Origin of the sequence: Haladaptatus sp. AB643, assembly GCF_024136975.1 — an archaeon.
In the GTDB taxonomy this organism is placed as follows: domain Archaea; phylum Halobacteriota; class Halobacteria; order Halobacteriales; family Haladaptataceae; genus Haladaptatus.
Genome location: NZ_JAMYJW010000001.1, coordinates 595718 through 615059, shown reverse-complemented (window position 1 = coordinate 615059; position 19342 = coordinate 595718). Strand labels below are relative to the sequence as shown.

General features: G+C 63.1%; 25 protein-coding genes. 14 read left to right on the top strand and 11 right to left on the bottom strand.

Going from position 1 to position 19342, the window contains the following annotated elements; genetic code table 11:
* Positions 1-57 precede the first annotated feature (57 nt).
* Positions 58-393 carry a hypothetical protein gene (locus tag NKF25_RS03105; protein ID WP_253225253.1) on the top strand — a complete coding sequence of 112 codons (336 nt, stop codon included), beginning with the start codon at positions 58-60 and terminating at the stop codon, positions 391-393.
* Here the strand turns inward: NKF25_RS03105 and NKF25_RS03100 are convergent.
* Both NKF25_RS03100 and NKF25_RS03095 read right to left on the bottom strand, forming a co-directional pair.
* The gene (locus tag NKF25_RS03100; RefSeq protein ID WP_253225252.1) at positions 387-1637 is read right to left on the bottom strand and encodes a DNA double-strand break repair nuclease NurA; all 1251 of its coding nucleotides are present in this window, start codon (positions 1635-1637) and stop codon (positions 387-389) included. The genes NKF25_RS03105 and NKF25_RS03100 overlap by 7 nt on opposite strands.
* A 214-nt stretch (positions 1638-1851) precedes the next feature.
* The gene (locus NKF25_RS03095) at positions 1852-1992 is read right to left on the bottom strand and encodes a hypothetical protein (RefSeq protein ID WP_253225251.1); all 141 of its coding nucleotides are present in this window, start codon (positions 1990-1992) and stop codon (positions 1852-1854) included.
* Positions 1993-2155: 163 nt separating this feature from the next.
* On the opposite strand from NKF25_RS03095, the gene gpmI reads away from it, so the two are divergent.
* Positions 2156-3676 carry a 2,3-bisphosphoglycerate-independent phosphoglycerate mutase gene (gpmI, locus tag NKF25_RS03090; protein WP_253225585.1) on the top strand — a complete coding sequence of 507 codons (1521 nt, stop codon included), beginning with the start codon at positions 2156-2158 and terminating at the stop codon, positions 3674-3676.
* Positions 3677-3720: 44 nt separating this feature from the next.
* Here gpmI and NKF25_RS03085 read toward each other — a convergent pair whose 3' ends face one another.
* From NKF25_RS03085 to NKF25_RS03055, 7 genes are all read right to left on the bottom strand, one after another.
* On the bottom strand, positions 3721-3924 hold the full coding sequence (locus tag NKF25_RS03085; RefSeq protein WP_253225250.1) for an HVO_0649 family zinc finger protein: 204 nt from the start codon (positions 3922-3924) through the stop codon (positions 3721-3723).
* 176 nt (positions 3925-4100) lie between these two features.
* Positions 4101-4883, bottom strand: a complete 783-nt coding sequence (locus NKF25_RS03080; protein WP_253225249.1) for an inositol monophosphatase — start codon at positions 4881-4883, stop codon at positions 4101-4103.
* A gap of 53 nt (positions 4884-4936) precedes the next feature.
* Positions 4937-5743: a carboxylating nicotinate-nucleotide diphosphorylase gene (nadC, locus tag NKF25_RS03075; RefSeq protein ID WP_253225248.1), complete on the bottom strand. Its 807-nt coding sequence runs from the start codon at positions 5741-5743 to the stop codon at positions 4937-4939.
* The gene (locus tag NKF25_RS03070) at positions 5733-7211 is read right to left on the bottom strand and encodes an FAD-dependent oxidoreductase (RefSeq protein ID WP_253225247.1); all 1479 of its coding nucleotides are present in this window, start codon (positions 7209-7211) and stop codon (positions 5733-5735) included. The genes nadC and NKF25_RS03070 overlap by 11 nt, the downstream gene beginning before the upstream one ends.
* Positions 7208-8332, bottom strand: coding sequence for a quinolinate synthase NadA (gene nadA, locus NKF25_RS03065; RefSeq protein ID WP_253225246.1), 1125 nt, complete (start codon positions 8330-8332; stop codon positions 7208-7210). Before nadA ends, NKF25_RS03070 begins: the two co-directional genes overlap by 4 nt.
* Before the next feature lie 184 nt (positions 8333-8516).
* Positions 8517-8732, bottom strand: a complete 216-nt coding sequence (locus tag NKF25_RS03060) for a hypothetical protein (RefSeq protein WP_253225245.1) — start codon at positions 8730-8732, stop codon at positions 8517-8519.
* Between the two features lie 24 nt (positions 8733-8756).
* Positions 8757-10352: an amidohydrolase gene (locus NKF25_RS03055; protein WP_253225244.1), complete on the bottom strand. Its 1596-nt coding sequence runs from the start codon at positions 10350-10352 to the stop codon at positions 8757-8759.
* An 83-nt stretch (positions 10353-10435) separates the two neighbouring features.
* On the opposite strand from NKF25_RS03055, the gene NKF25_RS03050 reads away from it, so the two are divergent.
* On the top strand, positions 10436-10912 hold the full coding sequence (locus NKF25_RS03050; protein ID WP_253225243.1) for a hypothetical protein: 477 nt from the start codon (positions 10436-10438) through the stop codon (positions 10910-10912).
* Positions 10913-11119: 207 nt separating this feature from the next.
* Here the strand turns inward: NKF25_RS03050 and NKF25_RS03045 are convergent, their stop codons facing one another.
* Both NKF25_RS03045 and NKF25_RS03040 read right to left on the bottom strand, forming a co-directional pair.
* A complete protein-coding gene (locus tag NKF25_RS03045) occupies positions 11120-11386 on the bottom strand; it encodes a hypothetical protein (RefSeq protein ID WP_253225242.1) in 267 nt (88 codons plus the stop codon).
* A gap of 104 nt (positions 11387-11490) precedes the next feature.
* On the bottom strand, positions 11491-12402 hold the full coding sequence (locus NKF25_RS03040) for a winged helix-turn-helix domain-containing protein (protein WP_253225241.1): 912 nt from the start codon (positions 12400-12402) through the stop codon (positions 11491-11493).
* A gap of 147 nt (positions 12403-12549) precedes the next feature.
* Here NKF25_RS03040 and NKF25_RS03035 point away from each other — a divergent pair, with 147 nt between their 5' ends.
* The 11 genes from NKF25_RS03035 (at position 12550) to NKF25_RS02985 (ending at position 19332) form a co-directional block, all read left to right on the top strand.
* On the top strand, positions 12550-13788 hold the full coding sequence (locus NKF25_RS03035; RefSeq protein ID WP_253225240.1) for a translation initiation factor IF-2 subunit gamma: 1239 nt from the start codon (positions 12550-12552) through the stop codon (positions 13786-13788).
* Positions 13788-14165, top strand: a complete 378-nt coding sequence (locus tag NKF25_RS03030; RefSeq protein ID WP_066140944.1) for a DUF188 domain-containing protein — start codon at positions 13788-13790, stop codon at positions 14163-14165. The genes NKF25_RS03035 and NKF25_RS03030 overlap by 1 nt, the downstream gene beginning before the upstream one ends.
* A 1-nt stretch (position 14166) precedes the next feature.
* A complete protein-coding gene (locus NKF25_RS03025) occupies positions 14167-14739 on the top strand; it encodes a DNA-directed RNA polymerase (RefSeq protein WP_066140942.1) in 573 nt (190 codons plus the stop codon).
* Between the two features lie 2 nt (positions 14740-14741).
* The gene (gene spt4 / locus NKF25_RS03020) at positions 14742-14939 is read left to right on the top strand and encodes a transcription elongation factor subunit Spt4 (RefSeq protein WP_066140939.1); all 198 of its coding nucleotides are present in this window, start codon (positions 14742-14744) and stop codon (positions 14937-14939) included.
* A 4-nt stretch (positions 14940-14943) separates the two neighbouring features.
* Positions 14944-15495 carry a DUF359 domain-containing protein gene (locus NKF25_RS03015; RefSeq protein ID WP_253225239.1) on the top strand — a complete coding sequence of 184 codons (552 nt, stop codon included), beginning with the start codon at positions 14944-14946 and terminating at the stop codon, positions 15493-15495.
* A gap of 46 nt (positions 15496-15541) precedes the next feature.
* Positions 15542-16198 carry a hypothetical protein gene (locus NKF25_RS03010; protein ID WP_253225238.1) on the top strand — a complete coding sequence of 219 codons (657 nt, stop codon included), beginning with the start codon at positions 15542-15544 and terminating at the stop codon, positions 16196-16198.
* A gap of 79 nt (positions 16199-16277) precedes the next feature.
* A complete protein-coding gene (locus tag NKF25_RS03005; RefSeq protein WP_066140930.1) occupies positions 16278-16601 on the top strand; it encodes a 30S ribosomal protein S24e in 324 nt (107 codons plus the stop codon).
* Complete coding sequence (locus tag NKF25_RS03000; protein WP_253225237.1) at positions 16601-16735, top strand: 30S ribosomal protein S27ae; 135 nt, start codon at positions 16601-16603, stop codon at positions 16733-16735. The genes NKF25_RS03005 and NKF25_RS03000 overlap by 1 nt, the downstream gene beginning before the upstream one ends.
* Positions 16736-18355, top strand: a complete 1620-nt coding sequence (locus NKF25_RS02995) for a bifunctional N(6)-L-threonylcarbamoyladenine synthase/serine/threonine protein kinase (RefSeq protein WP_253225236.1) — start codon at positions 16736-16738, stop codon at positions 18353-18355. It abuts the gene before it with no gap.
* Positions 18356-18483: 128 nt separating this feature from the next.
* Positions 18484-18756, top strand: coding sequence for a DUF5808 domain-containing protein (locus NKF25_RS02990; protein WP_253225235.1), 273 nt, complete (start codon positions 18484-18486; stop codon positions 18754-18756).
* Between the two features lie 39 nt (positions 18757-18795).
* Positions 18796-19332: an XTP/dITP diphosphatase gene (locus NKF25_RS02985; protein WP_253225234.1), complete on the top strand. Its 537-nt coding sequence runs from the start codon at positions 18796-18798 to the stop codon at positions 19330-19332.
* Positions 19333-19342: the final 10 nt, after the last annotated feature.

The following is a 19342-nucleotide window of genomic DNA, read 5'->3' as shown; positions in this document are numbered from 1 at the left end:
TCATTCCACACCCCGTTTCCCACTTCCCTTTTATCCTCCCGAGTCCTACTGAGTGCTATGTTGCTCGTTCGCGGCGAGGCGGGAGGGACGACCCTCACAGGAACGCTGTACGAGCGGGGTGAACGCTCACCCACGTTCAAGGGCGCGCCGGACGAAGACGCGCCGTACGTATGGGTCTGCGACGAGTTCTATCAGGTCGAGAGCGGCGGGACCTCCCAGATGGTCTCCGGCAAGGAGGTTCACGTCGCGTTCGAGACCCCGATGCCGCGCGGGTTCGACACCCGTGACCAGGCCCTCGACGCCGCCGAAGAACACATCCGAACGCAGTTCGCCCGCATCGGCGTGGACGAGAGCGAAGTCGAGTTCTCGATGGAGAAGGGCGAACTTCAGTAATTGAGTCCCCAACGGACGTTGTTGTAGTTTTCGTCCAGTTCGCTGTCGAACGACCGCTCGAAACTCCGTAGCAACGAATAGGTGCTGTTGCGCCCGATTCGGGCGAGCGAGTCGGCTTTCGAGATAACGGTCGGAGGCCCTCGAGAGATCGCGATTTCTTTCAACACCTGTCGTTCGATACGACGACGACACGTCTCGTCGCTCGTGAAGACCCTGGGCGCTTCGATTTTGAACAGCAGATCCTGCCGCGGGTCGTAGATGACACAGAACGTCACGTCGTACTGCTCCGGTGCGAACTTCCGGTCGATGTATCGGGTGGCTTCGTCGCCCCCGAAAAAAGCGTCCGAACCGGCCCGGGAGACGAACCAGTTCGTCAGCGTCAGGTCGTCGGTCAATCGCTCGTACTCCCCATCGGTGACCTCACCGCGTTCGAGAACCTGCGAGAAAAACGCGGCGTCGTGTGCCCACGGCGTGTTCACGCCTTTCTCCCGAAGGGTCCGGATTATCGACCGCGCGGAGATGTTCTTGACGAATCCCGCCAACGGCACGTCGCGGTCGGCGAACGTCTCGACCAATTCGACGTAGTTTTCGAGAATCGTCCGTACTTCCTTCGATTCCTCGAACAGGTCCGGAAGAATCGAACCGCGGTCACGCCAGCGGATGATTCCTTTCGGGTACACCGGCCCGTCCAGCAGGAGAAGATCCGATACGTCCTCCGTGTGGTCGAGCGCGTGTCTGCTTTCCGCGCGGTACAGCGCCAGCGCGTGGACGATGTCCTGTTCGAACTCGTCCCGCCGTGGCGCGTGTACGATACGGCGTTTACTTCCCTCGTTGTACGATTCCCACTCGGTACCGAATTTTGGCTCCACATCGTTCGTGTGGAGCGCCTTGACCACCGTGCGCGAGTCGTGCAGGTCGAGGTCGGACGGCGACGAACTCATCGCCGCGTGGGCCACATCGACCACCAGTCCGTTCTTGAACACCTTCGGGTTGATGCTCCCCGAATCCAACCCGTGCATCGTCTCGAACTGATCGGTTTCCAGCGCGAGTTCCTCGATGTTCGCACACCGGCGTTCGAGGTCCGTTAGCGGCGCGAGGACCTCCGTCCCGTCGTGGTACAGCGGGTCGAGATAGTTCTCCCAGACCTCCCGTGCGAGTTCCCGATGGTTGCGCTCTTCCCCTTCGTACTCTATCCTGTCCGCCAGTTCGGCGATGCCGTCGAAGTGAACGGGGTCGAGTGTCATGCTCGGTCCAACCCGGTCCACCCCGAAAAAAGATACCGTTCTTCGATACGTGAAACGAGTCGGTTCGGACACGGTCGAACCGGCGTTAAAATGTCAAAGTTTCATGCTGTCGCAACGAATAAAACGCTCCGTTCCCTACTCGGTTCCGTCGAGCGACGCGCTCGGCGTTACAACAAAAGTGGTAGATTTCGGGCGGATGGACGTCTGATGGCCGTTATCCGCCCGAGTTCCGCTTTGCTATCAGTACTCCGACGGCGACGAGTATCCACCCGCAGTCGTTTCGACTGGCGATGATCGTCGCGCCAGCGGTGATGAGCGCCACGGAAACCCCGTTCGATGGTGCCCCATTGGGCATAATATCACCCGTCGTTTGGAACGAGCGAGTACAAGCACCACCGCCTCGATAGTTAAACGAATTCTTACGTGGAGTGAAAGTGAACGAAAGCGCCCCACCGGTCACGGTCGCATTTTCCACCGCAGGCGAAGACTTGTTACCCCGCCCCGACGACGAATCGAATATGAAAGCGGGACTCATCGTCCTCGACGGTTGGGGATTGGGAAGCGAAGACGGCGGCCGGAACGCCATCGAGGCGGCGGACACGCCGAATTTCGACCATCTCGCGGAGTCGGGCGCGTACGGCACGCTCGACGTGACGGGGCGGCGGGTCGGACTACCCGACGGCCAGATGGGGAACAGCGAGGTCGGACACCTGAACATCGGCGCGGGACGGGTGGTCAGACAGGAGTACACGCGAATCAGCGACGCCATCGCGGACGGTGAGTTGGACGAAAACGAGGCCATCATCGGCGCGCTCGATTACGCCGACGAGCACGACGGCCGGGTCCACTTCATGGGCTTGGTCAGCGAGGGTGGAGTCCACTCCGACCAGAAACACCTGTACTCGCTCATCGAACTCGCGGCGGACCACGGTGTCGAGGCCGTCACCCACGCCTTTACGGACGGACGGGATACGTCGCCGGAGAGCGGGGCGGGCTTCCTCGGGGAATTACAGGAGGTCATCGACGAGCAGGGAACCGGCGAGGTCGCCACCGTCTCCGGGCGCTACTACGCGATGGACCGCGACCAGAACTGGGAGCGGACGAACCGAGTCTACGACGCCATCGTCAACCGGGACGCGGAGTTCGAAGCCGGAACCGCAGTGGAGGCCGTCGAGAACTCCTACGACCGCGGCGACACGGACGAGTTCGTGAAACCGACGCTGGTGGCGGACGGTCCCGAATTGGCGGACGGCGATGCGGTCGTCTTCTTCAACTATCGCTCGGACCGCGCCCGGCAACTGACGCGGATGATCGCGGATATCGACCCGGTGTGGACGTTCGACACGCATCCGCCGGACGTGGAGTTCGTCATGATGACCCAGTACGACCCCGATTTCGATCTTCCCGTTGCGTTCCCACCGCATCAACCCGAGGACACGCTGGGCGAGGTGCTTTCGGAGCACGGCCTGACACAGCTTCGTCTCGCGGAATCGGAGAAGTACGCCCACGTGACCTACTTCCTGAACGGCGGACGGGAGATCGAGTTCGACGGCGAAATCCGGCGCATCATCCAGAGTCCGGACGTACCGACCTACGACCAGCAACCGGAGATGAGCGCCGAGGAAGTGACGGACACGGCCATCTCGGTCATCGACTCGGACGACCCCGACGTGCTCGTGTTGAACTACGCGAACCCGGACATGGTGGGCCACACCGGCGATTTCGACGCCGCCGTCGAAGCCGTCGAGGCGGTGGACGAACAACTCGGGCGACTCGTGGAAACGCTCGAAGCACACGGGGCACACGTCCTCATCACGGCGGACCACGGCAACGCCGACGACATGGGAACGCCGGACGACCCGCACACGGCACATACCTACAACCCTGTCCCGCTCGTCTACGTCTCCCCGAACGGCGACGACGACGGAAAGACGGTTCGAAGCGGCGGATCGCTCTGTGACCTCGCGCCGACGCTCCTGTCACTCATCGGCGTCGAACAGCCGGGCGCGATGACCGGCGAATCGTTGTTGGAAAACTAGTCAGCAACCGCCTTTAGCGGCCGTCAGTCACCAATCGGTACCGGCTACCGCTCGCCGTATCGAAGCACACGCGTGTCGACGTTGCCACACGACGGGCAGATGTGCTGGTAGTGGATTTCGTGGCCGCGTTTCGTGACGCGCCAGTGAGTGTCCGTATCGATGTATCCACACTTGATGCATTTGTGCTCCTTGTGTTCGTAGTGCTGACGGAGTCGGTCGAATGGCGACCGGCTCGACCTAGTTGCCATACGGTATGCTTTGTCATGGCACCACATAACCATATCGATTATTCGAGATGTTTGGTCGTTATTCTGACGCGAGCCCATGCTCGATTTCGACCGGTGTTTCCCACCATTGAAGCGGAGCGACCCGGCGAGGAAGCCAATCGAATCGATTGACAGATCCACCGAAACAGGGAGTCGAATCAGAAGAGGGATTCCAACGCCTCGAACACGTCGTCGTTGGCCGCCGCGAGGTACAGTCCGTCCTCGCGCATCAGCCTCGCACCGCTTTCGCCCGCGAGCAACCACCCCGCGTGCTGTTCCACTGTGTCGGGATGGAAACAGACGACGGCTTCCAGTTTGCCGCGCGCGAGCAGTCCCCAATCCAGTGCGGGTGCCCAACTGCGCCACACCCGTTTACAACGAGTTCCGACCTCGGCTTCCAGTCGGTCGGCCGTCCCCCGCAGTTCGTCGTCCCGAAGCGCGTCCAACCCGAGGACGAACGACACCGTCGCGTTGTCGCTCGCAACGGCGCTTTCGGCTCGAATCCGCTCGCCGTTCAGGGTGGCACCGCCGTCCCGTCGAGCGACGTACGTGTGATCGTGGAGCGGGTCGCACACCACCGACAACACGGGAACGTCCCCACGGAGGAGCGCGAGTGCAGTCCCGAAGTACGGAATCCCCGAACAGAAGTTGTTCGTCCCGTCGAGTGGGTCCACGACCCAGCGGTACGCGCCCGAACCCGACCGCCGTCCGGACTCCTCGGCGTAAATCGCGTGATCCGGGAATTCGTCGGTCAGAACGTCCAAAATCCGCGTCTCCGCTTCCCTATCGGCGAGCGCCTTCACGTCGTCCGGGCCGTACTCCGCGGCGAGCGATTCGGTCTCGAACTCGGACACGAGATACTCGCCCGCGAGTTCACACGCCCGAACGCCCGCCGCCTCGAACGAATCGAGGCGGCGCTCGTCCGGAAGATCGTTTTCCATAGTAATAGTTGTCATCGAGCGGTAAAATCCGTCCCGGTCCCGGTCGCCCGATTTCACCCGGTACGGAACGAGAAGTCCAGCGACGGCGCGCTGTGGGTCAACGCGCCGATGGAAATCACGTCCACGCCGGTTCCGGCGTAGTCGGGGACGGCTTCGAGGTCGATACCGCCGCTGGCTTCGGAGAGGACGCCGTCGGGAAGGAGTTCGACGCCCGTTTCGACTGCTTCGGGGGGAAGGTTGTCGAACATGACGATGTCCGCGCCCGCCTCCGCCGCGCGACGACCGTCCTCCGGTCGTTCGACCTCCACCTCGATTTTCGTGGCGAACGACGCCAACTCCCGGAAGTGCTCGATCGCGCCGACCATCCCCATCTCCTCGATGTGGTTGTCCTTGACCATGACCATGCCCGACAGCGTGAGGCGGTGCGTGTCGCCGCCACCGGCGGCGACCGCCCGCTTTTCGATGCCGCGCAGGCCGGGCGTGGTTTTTCGTGTTCCTGCAATCGCCACGTCGTCGCTGACGAGTCGCGCGGCGGACACCGCTTCGGCCGTCTTCGTGGCGATTCCGGAGGCGTGACCGACGAGGTTGACCGCGATTCGCTCCCCGCGGAGCACGTCGGTCGCCGGGCCGTGGACCTCGAAGACGGTTTCGCCCACGTCCACGTTCGCGCCGTTCTCGACCAGCGGGTTCGTCTCGCAGTCGAGGTAGTCGAACACGGCCAGCGCGGCGTCCAACCCGGCGACGACGCCGGACTCCCGCGCGACGAGTCGCCCGACGGTCTTTCCTGGAACGTGGTTGGTCACGTCGTGGTGGCCCACGTCCTCGCGGAGCCATCGCTCGACGTCGCTATCAGTCAGCATGGATTTCCTCCACGTGGTGACAGCCGACGGATTCGGCGTCCATCGCGTCCCGGGCGATGAGCAGGGCGACGACGCTCGCGTGTCGGAGTTCGTACAGGTCCCGTGCGGTTCGGGTTCTGGCGTAGGCGTCCACCTCTCCTTTCAACCGCCGAATCGCGGCGGTCGCCCGTCGGAGGTCGTCGGGATTCCGCGAGAGGCCGACGTACTCGTCCATCACCTGTCGGAGGCGGGTGAACTTGTCGCGGGCGAACCCGGCGGGAAGCGCCGGGTCGCTGTTCAGTAATTCCGGGGTTTCGACCGGTTCCGGGCCGGTCGAAACGTCTGCCGCGCGCTCACCCGCGCGGAGACCCCAGACCAACCCTTCGAGAAGGCTGGTCGAGGCGAGGCGGTTCGCGCCGTGAACGCCGGTCCGCGCACACTCGCCGACCGCGAACAAGCGGTCGAGGCTCGTCGTTCCGTGGTCGTCCACCTCGATGCCGCCGCAGAGGAAGTGCTCGCTCGGCGCGACCGGAATCGAGTCGTGGGATACGTCGCGCTCGTCGCATTTCTCGGCGAGGTCGGGGAACGTCCCCGCGAAATCCAGCGGCGTCGTATCGAGGACGACTTCGCCGGTTCGGTCGCGTTCGCGCTGGACCGCGCGGGCGACCACGTCCCGCGGCGCGAGTTCGGCGTCCGGGTGTTCGTCGACCATGAACCGCTCGCCGTCGGCGTTCCGGAGGACTGCGCCCTCGCCGCGAACGGCTTCGCTGACGAGGAAGGGGTCGTCTCCGCTATATGCGGTTGGATGGAACTGCACGTACGCCATGTCCCTCGTCTTCGCCCCCGCCAGCGCGGCCATGGAGATGCCGTCACCCGTCGCCGAATCGGGGTTCGTCGTGTGGTCGTACAGTGCGCCGACCCCGCCGGTGGCGAGTAACGTGGCCCCGGCGAAGACGGGCCAAATTTCGCCGTCCCGTTCGAGCATCGCGCCGTGAACGCGACCCTCGTGGGTCACGAGCGTGAGCGCGGCGGTGTCCTCCGCGACGGTCACGCGCGGATGGGAATCGAGATGGGAGAGGAACGGGCCGAGAACGTGCTGGCCCGTGCTGGCGTCGATGTGGAGGATTCGCTCTTCGGAATGGGCGGCCTCCCGCCCGTAATCGTACCCCTCGCCGTCCGAGTCGAAGGTGATGCCGAGCGTATCGATGAGCACGTCCTCGACGGCGTCGTTCGCGTTCTCGACCAGTACGTCGACCGCTTCGGCGTCGGCCGTGTCCGCGCTCGCCGACAGGACGTCGGCGTGGAACGCCTTCGGATCGTCTCGGGTGACGGCGATACCGCCCTGTGCCCAGTGCGTCGAAGCGTTTTCCGGGCGAGTCGCCTTCGTGGCGACGAGCACGTTCGCACCCGCACGCGCCGCGCCGAGCGCGGCGCTACAGCCCGCAATACCGCTTCCGATAACGAGGATATCGGTTTCTTCCCCGCTCATAGCTCCAGCATCCTCTCCAGCGCCAGCATGGCGAGGTCCTTTTCCTCCGGCGCGACTTCGATGACGTTCCGTTCCCGCCCTTCGACCAGTTCTTCGAGCACCCACGTCAGGTAGTTCGGATCGATCTGGCGCATCGCGTTGCAGTCCATGCAGGCGTCGCCGCAGAGCGGGAGGACGTTCACTTCGGGATGCCAGCGTTCGAGGTGGTTGACGAGGTGGATCTCCGTTCCGATGGCCCACGTCTCGCCGGGGTCGGCCTCGGCGATGGACTCGCAGATCGTCGCCGTGCTTCCGACGACGTCCGCCGCCTCCACGACCTCGCGGCGGCATTCGGGGTGGACGACGACCTTCGCATCGGGGTGGTCCGCACGAACTCGGTCGATGTGTTCCACGCCGAAGCGCTCGTGGACCTGGCAGTAGCCGTCCCAGAGGACGATCTTCGAATCCGCGATAGCAGCGGCGTCCTGTTCCTCGGGGTCCCACGGGTTCCACATCGCCGTCTCGTCCTCCAATCCGAGACGATGGGCCGTGTTCTCGCCGAGGTGTTTGTCCGGCAGGAAGAGCACCTTGTCGCCCTGCTCCAGCGCCCACTTGAAGACTCGGTGAGCGTTCGAGGACGTACAGACCGCGCCGCCCTGCTCGGCGCAGAACGCCTTCAAGTCGGCGTAGGAGTTCATGTACGTGATCGGGATGATGTTCGCGTCGGGCGCGGCCGCCTCGATTTTCGCCCACGCGGAATCAACCTGCAACGCCTCGGCCATCCCGGCCATCGGACAGGACGCCTCCATCGACGGTAGGATGACGGTCTGATCGTCGTCCGTGATGATGTCCGCCGACTCGGCCATGAACGTGACGCCGCCGAAGACGACGTACTTCGCGTCGGCCTCGGCCGCCTTCACGCTCAGTTGGTAGGAATCGCCGATGAAATCCGCGTGTTCGACGATTTCCCGCCGCTGGTAGTTGTGTCCGAGGACGACGACGTCGTCGCCCAGCGTATCGAGCGCCCGCTCGATACGCTCCGTTCGCTCTTCTTCACTCAACCCCCGATATTCCGATGGAAGCTGTTCCAGATTATCGTATTTGAACAGACTCAGCTCGGTTTCGAGGTTTGCGGTCTCCATTTTTGGCACGTTGATCCACCTGTGGTTGCACTAGCCAACAACAGCCAGTATTGAAAATATTTTCTCTTCAAAACACGGTTTCCGATTCATTCGGTTATTGATAGCGCGTGCTGTTCGCTATCCACCGCGGAATACGACTCGAAAAACGAGTTCAGTTCCCGGTATCAAATGGGTTCAGTTCCCGTTATCGCCGGTCGTCGCGCGTGTCGCGGCGGGCGGCGCGTTCGGCGCTCGACCAGTCGTGATGCTCGGTCTCCTCGCGGTCCGATTCCGTATCGATGAGCCACCAGAGGACGAGCGGGCCACCGATGGCGAAGAGAAAGAAGAGGACGAAGATGCCGCCGAGTTCGGCGGCGAGGGGAATGGAGATGGGGAAGAGGATGGGGAGGGCGAAGGACATGATCGAGAACTGTCTGGAAACGGCTTAATCGTTCCGTCCGTCGAAAGCGACGACGCCGTCCACGACGGTCATCGCCACGTCGATGTTTTCGATGTCGTCGGCGTGTTTCCACGGCGAGCGGTCGAGGACGGTGAAGTCGGCCCTCTTGCCGACTTCGACGGTGCCGAGGTCGTCCTCGTCGAATCCGGCGTAGGCCGCCCCGAGCGTGTACGCGCGGAGCGCTTCCGTCACGGAAAGCTGCTGTTCCTCGACGGGCGCGTTGACGGTTTGGTGAATCCCGAGCAGTGGGTCGAGGGGCATGCAGTCGCTGCCGAACGCGAGATGTGCACCCGCATCGAGCAGAGTGCGGTAGCGGTTCGTCTGCTTCCGGCGCTCCTCGCCCAGTCGAGCGTCGTACAGGCCGCCCGGTTGCGCCCACTTCAGGAAGTTCGGTTGCACCGAGGCGATTACGCCCGACTCCGCGAACCGCTCGATCTGTTCGTCCGTCACGAGTTCGACGTGCTCGACCCGGTGGCGCTTCTCGCCCGCGTCCCCGGTCTCGTCGAAGGCGTCCAGCACGGCCTCGATCGCCTCGTCGCCGATGGCGTGGGCCGTCACCTGAAATCCGGCACCGTCCGCCCGCGTGACGATGTCGTCCAGTTCCTCGGGGGAGACGACCCACTGGCCGGTCACGTCGTCGGCGTCCGCATCGACGACCTCCTCCGCATCGGCGTACGGTTCCAAGAGCTTCGCCGTCCGACCGCCGAAACTGCCGTCGGTGAACGACTTTATCGCGCCCGTCGTCACCAACGAACTGCCGTGGTTCGTCACGAGACCGACCTCCTCCGCGGCCTCGATGTGGTCGCTCCAGTAGTTGATGCGGACGCGCATGGTCAGGTCACCCTCCAGTTCGAGTCGGCGGTACACCACCGGCGAACGGGATTGCCGACACATGTCGTGGACCCCGGTGACGCCCTTCTCGTGGGCGTCGCGCTGGGCCGCCAGCAGGAGTTCGCGGGTCGTCTCGGCGTCGGGTTCGATGGCCTCGTAGACGGCGTTGACCGCGTCCTCCACGATGACGCCGGTCGGTTCGCCGTCCTCGGTTTCGACGTCCTCCTCGGGCATCTCGTCGCCCAGTCGGTCGAGCACCACGCCGTTGACCGAGGCGACGTGCAGGTCCTCGCGGAACGCGGCGACGGGACGGGTTTCGCTCACCGAATCGAGGTCCTCGCGGGTGAGATAGCGCGACTCGTCCCACATGCTCTCGTCGAAGCCGTAGCCCAGGACCCACTCGTGGTCGTTCGAATCGCGGTCCTCGTCCAACTCGGCCAGCAGGTCGACGCAGTCGGCAGGTGAATCGGCGTCCGAGAGGTCGGCGTTCACCAGATAGCTCCCCACGGTCTGCATGTGGGTGTGCGCGTCGATGAATCCCGGCAGGAGGACGCGTCCGCCGAGGTCGATGACTTCGGTTTGGACTCCGTTCAGGAAGTTCACCTCGTACGCCGAATCGACGCGAACGATTTCCCCGTCCCGGACCGCGACCGCTTCAGGTCGGTCGTCCGCGTCGTCGTTTCCCGCCGAGTCGTCCGCGAGGGTGTGCACCTCCGCGTTCGTGAGGATCAGATCCGCTGGCGCTGTCATGGTTTCGTGGTCTGTTCGAGCGGCGATAACTGTTCGGGGTCCGTGAGGAAAGCATATACCGACGACGCGTGATTACAGCGTCGATGCGCTCGCAATTCCTCGCCGGCCTCGTCGTCGTTTCCGTCCTCCTCGCGGGTTGCAGCGACGCCGGAGTTCTCGACCGAACGACGCAGGTCGACGTCGAGAAGAAACCGGTGGAACCGAAACTCGTCGACGCGGTAAGCACGGGGGGTGGCTGTGTCCCATCACCGGCGAACCGCGTCGAAGTGACCCGGCGCAACGCGAGCGGACGGTCGCTCCTCGTCGTCACCGGAAACGTGAGCGTCCCCGACGCCGCACATTCGCTCGACCAGCCGAAACTGGTGAAAAACGGCTGGCGAGACTACATGCTCCGGGTGAATAGTCGGAAAGAAACGGGAAAAGCCGAGCGAGGGTGCCCCGCGCTGGCGAACTACACCGCAACCGTCGAAATTCCGGACGGCGGTCCGAACCGGAAATTCACGCTGACGGTCGTTCACGACGGCGACGTCGTCCAGAAGACGAACGTTACGTCCGAGTAGCGCACGGCGCACGGCCGTGCGCCGTCGCGCGAGACGACTGAACGTAGTTCTCGTGAGGTTGCAAACGGGAGCACGGAAGCGCTCCTCATCGTCATCGCAGTTGCTACAAACGAACCACAACAAAACCGGTGTCGTCTCGGTTGGAATCGACAAACGAATCCAACAACCCCACGTTCCCGCCGTAACCCGAAATCACAAACGATTCGTTCAGAGTTCCAACGCCGTAAACACGCTCGCCATCGTTCGGACGACGAGGAACGGGAGCAAGACGAGAATTCCGAAGATAGCCGCCCACGCGACGAGCATAGCGGGGAGTGTTGCACCGACCATCGCCGCACCGTAGACGAAGACGAGGCCGATAGCAAGTGCAACAGCGGTTCCGAGCACAAGCGCGAGTAGCGCGGCGAGCGCTCGGCGGACGATGTCGAAGGTGGGGTTCAGTTCAGCAAATCCGACGGTGGTTTCGTACTTCATGGTGGCTCTCCTCGTTTGAACGAAGGGGAGCTACCGACAAATATGTTAGCTGAAGAACACTTCTGTAGGATCCGATACTGAAACGCGTTCCTGTAATTTCGGTGTCAGGCGACGCTCTCGGCGTCGGTTGCCGACGGACAGCTCTGATCGATTTCGACGACGTTCATGTCGGCGTCGAGGGTGACGTCGAGGGTCTCGTCGGAAAGCGTTATCGAGACTCGGATTCGCCACGGGTCGTCCCCGAGAATCGTCGTGGTTTCGTCGCCCACACACCACGAGAGCGACCAGAACGGCTTCGTACAGAGGTCGATGCCGTGGTCGCTGTAGAACGTGACGACCCGCGACTGGTCCAGAAGCGACAGTCCGACCGTGGAATGGAGTTGGTGATGGCACTGCTCGCAGTGGTGGTCCACCCTGACCTTCGTTCCGAGGACGTTCTCCGTATCCTTCTTCACCGTCGTTCCCATCTTCCCGTTGCACTCCGGACACACCCCGTCGGCGGCGAGACAGTGGAGGTGGCGCACGCGCTGATTGAACGCGTCCATGATTTCGTCGCTGGTACGGTCGTTCAGACCGCCCGGTGGGAACGGATAGTTGCCGTGGGCCTTCCCGCAGTCGGGACAGGCCACCGTCAGCGTCTCCTCCTCGTACGTCGCTCGGAGGTGGGAACCACAGGCGGCGCACGTCTCGTCCAGTTCGATGGGGTCGAGATGCGGATGTTCGTTGAACGAACCCGCCAGCACCGCGCTCACGACCTTCTTTCCGGCCTGGCGGAAGTCGTAGCCCTCGTCGGTTCGAACGACGAAGTGGTCGGTCAGCTGTTTCAGATGGTAGTTGAACTGGGCGCTGTCGCGCATCCCGACCTCCTTTCGAAGTTCGGAAAAGCCGACTGGTCGTTCCGGGGCCTGCCAGAGCGCCTCCAGAATCGAGAGGCGCGTCTCGTTGGCGATGACCGAGAACGCTTTCGCCGGAGCAAGACAGTCCTCACACTCCTGTAACTCGGTGTCGCTGCTCATGGGAGTAGTTTCGTCGGGTAGCGGATAAAACGTTATGTGAATTACATTTTTGTAACGTCCTTGTCAGGAACTCGCTCGATGCGAGAACAGTAGGTTTATCAGTCGTTCGGGCCGAATCTACGACAAGATTACTTCAGGAGGTCAACGTTGACAGGAACACACAACCAACCGGAGGTGAATATCGGACTCGTCGGCCACGTAGACCACGGAAAGACAACGCTCGTGCAGGCTCTTTCCGGCGAATGGACCGACCAGCACTCCGAGGAGATGAAGCGGGGGATTTCTATCAGACTCGGATACGCGGACGCGACGTTCAGGCAGTGCCCTGGCGTGGACGCACCGGAGTGCTACACGGTAGACGAGACGTGCGCCGACGGTTCGGAAAGCGAACCGATTCGAACAGTATCGTTCGTGGACGCGCCCGGCCACGAAACGCTCATGGCGACCATGCTCTCGGGAGCGTCGCTGATGGACGGCGCAGTGCTCGTCGTCTCGGCCACGGAGAACGTTCCGCAGGCCCAGACCGAAGAGCACCTGATGGCGCTCGACATCATCGGCATCGAGAACATCGTCATCGCACAGAACAAGATCGACCTCGTCAGTCCCGACCGCGCGCGACGTAACTACGAACAGATTCAGGAGTTCGTGGAAGGGACGGTCGCGGAGGACGCGCCAGTCGTCCCGATCAGCGCCCAACAGGAGGTCAACATCGACCTGCTGATTCAGGCCATCGAGGAGGAGATCCCGACACCGGAACAGGACCCGAACGACGACCCACAGATGTACGTCGCTCGCAGTTTCGACATCAACCGTCCCGGCACGACGTGGGACAGTCTCACAGGCGGCGTGCTCGGCGGCAGTCTCGTTCAAGGAAAGCTCAACGCGGGCGACGAACTCGAACTCCGTCCCGGACGCGAAGTGGAAGAAGGCGGCCAAACGCAGTGGGAACCCATCCAGACCGACGTTCGGTCCCTCCAAGCGGGTGGCGAGATGGTGGACGAAGCCACGCCCGGCGGCCTACTCGGCGTCGGAACGGGTCTCGACCCGAGCCTCACCAAGGGTGACGCGCTGGCCGGACAGGTCGCAGGGACCCCCGGCAGTCTCCCGCCGACGTGGGAGCAGTTCACGATGAAAGTCGATCTGCTCGAACGTCTCGTCGGCATGGACGAGCAGAACGTGGACGAAATCAGCACGGGCGAACCGCTCATGCTGACGGTCGGAACGGCGACGACGGTCGGTGCCGTCACCAGCGCGCGCGACGACGAGTGTGAAGTCTCGCTCAAGCGTCCCGTCTGTGCGGCTGAAGGGGCGAAAATCGCCATCAACCGCCGTATCGGCGCACGCTGGCGGCTCATCGGCATCGGAACCCTCACGACCCAGAACTGATGGTTCACACCGTCGTCATGGATACCAGTGCCCTCATGATGCCCGTCGAATGTGGCGTCAGGGTGTTCGACGAACTCGACCGGCTATTGGGCCAGTTCGAGTGTGTCACCCCTCGCGCCGTCGTCACCGAACTCGACGGACTGTCACAGGGCAACGGCAAGGAGGCGACCGCCGCGAGTGTGGGAGCCGATTTGGCGACGCGATGTCGAACCATCGACCACGAGGAATCGTACGCCGACGACGCATTGGTCGAACTCGGACCCGAGTTCGACTTCGTCGTCACGAACGACGCACCCCTTCGTACACGCCTGCTCGACGCTGGCGTATCGGTAATCCATATAAGGGGGAAGAACAAACTCGCAATCACTCAACCATAGCATGTATAAACGGGCCAGATTGAAGGACACGGTCGAAGTACCTCCCCAGTTCCTCGCAGACGTTACGCCGGACCTGGTGAAACGGTTACTACAGGACAAACTCGAAGGACGGATGGACGAGGACGTCGGAAGCGTCGTCAGCGTCACCGAAGTTCACGACATCGGCGAAGGTGCAGTGCTGCCGAACCGTCCCGGCGTCTACTACGAAGCGGAGTTCGACGCGCTGACGTTCGACCCGCAGATGCAGGAAGTCGTGGACGGCGAAGTCGTCGAAGTCGTCAACTTCGGGGCGTTCGTCGGCATCGGGCCGGTGGACGGCCTGCTCCACGTCTCCCAGATTTCGGACGAATACCTCGCGTTCGACGAGGAGGGCCAAGCGCTCGCCTCCCGCGAGTCCAACCGCACGCTCGGCGTCGGCGACTCCGTTCGCACGCGTATCGTCACCAAGAGCATCGACGAACGCAACCCGCGTGAGAGCAAGATCGGTCTCACGGCGAAGCAGGTCGGCCTCGGTAAACACGGCTGGCTGAAAGAAGACCGTCAGAAGCGCCACGCGACGACGGAGAGCGAATAACGATGGCGAGCAATCGCCTCGCCTGCCGTGACTGCCACGCCGTCGTGGAGCCGGACGAGGAAATCTGTCCCGTCTGTAACTCCACCAGCCTCACCGAGGACTGGAGCGGCTACGTCTCCATCGCCCACCCCGAGGAGAGCGAAATCGGGCGGGAGATGGAAGTAACGGAGCCGGGAAGCTACGCGCTGAAAGTCAGATAGGGACGTGTCAGAAACAGTCGTCTCGCTTCCCCGCGCGTTGCGTGGAGAGCTAAAGGAACCGCTCGGACCGATTTTCACCGACGCGGAGACGCTTCTCGAATCGGCCGAGCGACCGCTAGTCGCCGTCGGCGACGTCGTCACGTATCACCTCGAATCGGCTGGCGTCACGCCGGACGTCGCGCTCGTGGACGGGATCACCAAACGCGACGCCGTCGACCCCGAAATCCGGGACGCCGTCAGCGACGACGCGCGACGCGTTCCGGTGGAGAACCCGGCCGGCGTCCTCACGGACGACCTCCTTATGGCGCTCGCCGACGCGATCGAGGCGGACGCATCGACCGTTCTCGTCGTGGACGGGGAGGAGGACCTCGCCGCGCTTCCGGCGGTGCTCGCCGTGCCGGTCGGTGGAAGCGTCGTCTACGGACAGCCGAACGAAGGGATGGTTCTCACGAGCGTCACGTCCGACCTACAAACCGACGTTGCCGACCTGTTGGCGCGCATGGACGGCGACGTCGAGCGGTTGTTCTCGCTCGTCGGTTACGCTGACCGCCGCTAACAGGAGGTGAAACAGTTTATTAGGCTGGTTTCACAATTGTATCACGATGCGGAAAAGTGGAACCGACGAGACGCGTGCGCTGGAGTTCGAGCGAACGCTCCAGCGGTTGAAACGGGAGGGGTGTAACCTCCTACTCGTCGGTTCCGTTCCGGATTCCGTGCTCTCAGCGGCAAGCCGAAAGCTGTTCGGCGACCCCGAAGAGCGTCGATTTCGCGTTGCCGTTCTCTCGGGAACGCCACGGACAGTGGTGTACGAACGATTGCCGACGACGGCGTTGGACGAGAACGCCACCGTCATCTCACACGAAGGCGTGTCGATACCACCCCACATTTCCGCGCCGGTCGTCGATGTCGATTCGGGGATTCGGGAGCTCACTAGTTCTATTTCGGAGACGATAACGTCGTTCGAGGGGTCGAGGAACTTTCAACCGGGCGAACTCCGACTCGGCCTCGACTCGCTCGGGTCGATGTTGACCCGGTACGATCCGACGCTCGTTCGGCAGTTCCTCGGCATCGTCGGTGGGCAAGTCCGCGGCGCGAACGGGATGGGTCACTACGTCCTGCCGCGACCGTACGACCACGAACTCGTGACGGCCCTCGAACCGCTGTTCGACGGCGTCATCGAATATCGCGTCGAGGCAGGACGGGAGGAGCGGTGGCATTTTCCCCATCACGACCTCCGTTCGCCGTGGCTTCCACTGTAATCGCGTTCCAGTGGAATCGCCCACTTCGAAATCCTTTTACACGCTTCGGGGAGAAGAACACTATAACTGAGTGTTACACATGGAAGTCGAAATCCTCTCACAGGAGCAAAATCCAATGCTCCACCGGACTGAAGTGCGGTTCCAGATCGTTCACGACGAGGCAACGCCCTCGCGCCTCTCGGTGCGCGACAGCCTCGCGGCGAAACTCGACAAGAACGCGGACGAAGTCGTCGTTCACGAGATGAACACGAAGTTCGGGATGCGAAAGACCGTCGGCTACGCGAAGGTCTACGACAGCTCCGAACACGCCCGTGACGTCGAGCAGGAGTACATGCTCGAACGAAACAAGATCACGGCCGACTCCGAGGGCGAGGCGGAACCGGAAGCCGAGGAGGCTGAATAATGGCGCGAAACGAACTCTACAACGACGACGGCACGACCGAGCGCGAGCAGTGCCCGCGCTGTGGCGACACGTTCCTCGCGGACCACGGTGACCGGCTTCACTGTGGCAAGTGCAGCTACACCGAGTGGAAGTAAATGCGAATCCTCGGCGTTGAGGGTACCGCGTGGGCGGCCAGCGCGTCCGTCTACGATTCGAACACCGATTCCGTTTTTATCGAAACCGACGCCTACCAACCGGAGAGCGGCGGCATTCATCCGCGCGAAGCCGCCGAGCACATGAGCGAGGCGATTCCGCGCGTCATCGAAACGGCACTCTCCGAGGCCGACGGTGATATCGACACCGATGAGCTTCGCTCATCGAGCAAACGGGCGTCGCCCGTTGATGCCGTCGCCTTCTCGCGCGGCCCGGGCCTCGGCCCGTGTCTGCGTATCGTCGGGACGGCGGCCCGCGCGCTCTCACAGACGTTGGACGTGCCGCTGGTCGGCGTGAATCACATGGTCGCCCACCTCGAAATCGGGCGGCAACGATCCGGGTTCGACTCGCCCGTCTGTCTGAACGCGAGCGGTGCCAACGCTCACGTGCTGGGCTACCGAAACGGCCGGTACCGCGTCCTCGGGGAAACGATGGACACGGGCGTCGGCAACGCCATCGACAAGTTCACGCGCCACGTCGGGTGGTCACACCCCGGCGGACCGAAAGTCGAGCAGGCCGCCGCGGACGGCGAGTACATCGACATGCCGTACGTCGTGAAGGGGATGGATTTCTCGTTTTCGGGAATCATGAGCGCGGCGAAGCAGGCCGTCGACGACGGTCACGAGATTCCGGACGTGTGCTTTTCCCTGCAGGAGAACATCTTCGCCATGCTGACCGAGGTGGCCGAGCGCGCCCTCTCGCTGACCGGCCGGGACGAACTCGTCCTCGGCGGCGGTGTCGGAAACAACGCTCGACTGCGCGAGATGCTCGCCGAGATGTGCGAGCAGCGCGGGGCGAAGTTCTACGCGCCGGAACCGCGCTTTTTGAGCGACAACGCCGGAATGATCGCGGTGCTCGGCGCGGAGATGGTCGCGGCGGGCGACACGATTCCGGTTGCCGAATCCGCGGTAAACTCGAACTTCCGCCCGGATCAAGTCGCCGTGTCGTGGCGTGGGACGGAAGCCCCCGACGTGCTTCGGCACCCCGACGAGCGCGAGGTTCGCGGCGCGGAAGCGACTGTGGACATCGGTCCCGAGCGCGTCGAAAAGCGCCGGACGCCCAAATCCTACCGCCATCCCGAACTCGACGCGACGCTTCGCAAGGAGCGCACGACGCTCGAAGCGCGCCTGACGAGCGACGCCCGACGCGCTGGCGTCCCGACGCCGGTCGTCTACGACATCGATCTCGCCGAATTTTCCATCGAGTTCGAACGCGTCGGCGAGGCGGATTTGCGCGACGAACTCACCGCCGACCGCGTGCGGGACGTGGGCCGTCACCTCGGCACGCTCCACCGCGAGGGTATCGTTCACGGCGACCCGACGACGCGGAACTTCCGGTGTTCGGCCGACCGAACCTACGCCATCGACTTCGGACTGGGCTACTACTCGGACGACGTGGAGGACTACGCGATGGATCTGCACGTCTTCAGCCAGAGCCTCGCCGGGACCGCCGACGACGCGGAGGACCTCCAGCGCGAGTTCGAATCCGCCTACGAGGAGACCGGCGACGACCTCGTTCTCGACCAACTCCGTGAGATCGAAGGCCGCGGCCGGTATCAGTGAGAACGAACTCGTTTTCGAATCCGCTTCTTCGTCCGTATCGACTCCCGAACGACATCCGAAACGGACCCTCCGTCGCCTTGCAATCCGATGCCCCAAACGCTATAATAGGTGCGGACAATGTCTATCACATGTCCGACAAAGAAACGTCAGGAACGCTCTTCGGTGTCCCGTACAACTTCGAACGCCCCAGCGTCGGGCGAATGCTCTCGGCGTACTGGAAGCCGGGCGAGGGAATGCTCGTCGAGAAACCGTTCGGCGTCGGCTACACGCTCAACCTCGCCAACTGGCGCTCGTGGGTCATCCTCGCCGTCGCCGGCCTGATGTTCTACTTGGAGAGCGAGAAGGAAGGCAAGTCCGAAGCCGAGAACGAACCCGTCGAAGTCATCGTCGACGACGACTGATTCGACGCTTCTTTTTCCCCGCACATCCCTCTCTCGCGTATGATTCGATTCGTCACCGGCAACGAGGGAAAGGTTCGGGAGGCACGCGAGTATCTGGACGACGAGGTTCGCCAGATCGACTACGACTACACGGAAGTCCAGAGCGACGACCTCGCCGAAATCGCGCTCCACGGCGCGCGCGAGGCGTTCGAGGAGACGGGCGACGACGACCCGATAATCGTGGACGACGCGGGACTGTTCATCGATTCCGTCGGCGGGTTTCCGGGACCGTACTCGGCCTACGTCGAGGACACTCTCGGCGTCGAGCGCGTGTGGCAACTCGCGGAGGGGGAGGAGAACCGCCGCGCACACTTCCGCTGTGTCGTCGCGTACTACGACGGCGAGACCGCCGAGACGTTCTCCGGCGCGGTTCCGGGCACGCTCGTCGCGCCCCGCGGCGACGGCGGATTCGGCTACGATCCCATCTTCGAACACGAAGGGAAGACGCTCGCGGAGATGAGCACCGAGGAGAAAAACGCCATCTCACACCGCGGCCGCGCACTGGCGAAGTTCGCGGACTGGTTGGCTGAGAGGTAGCGAGGGTCGT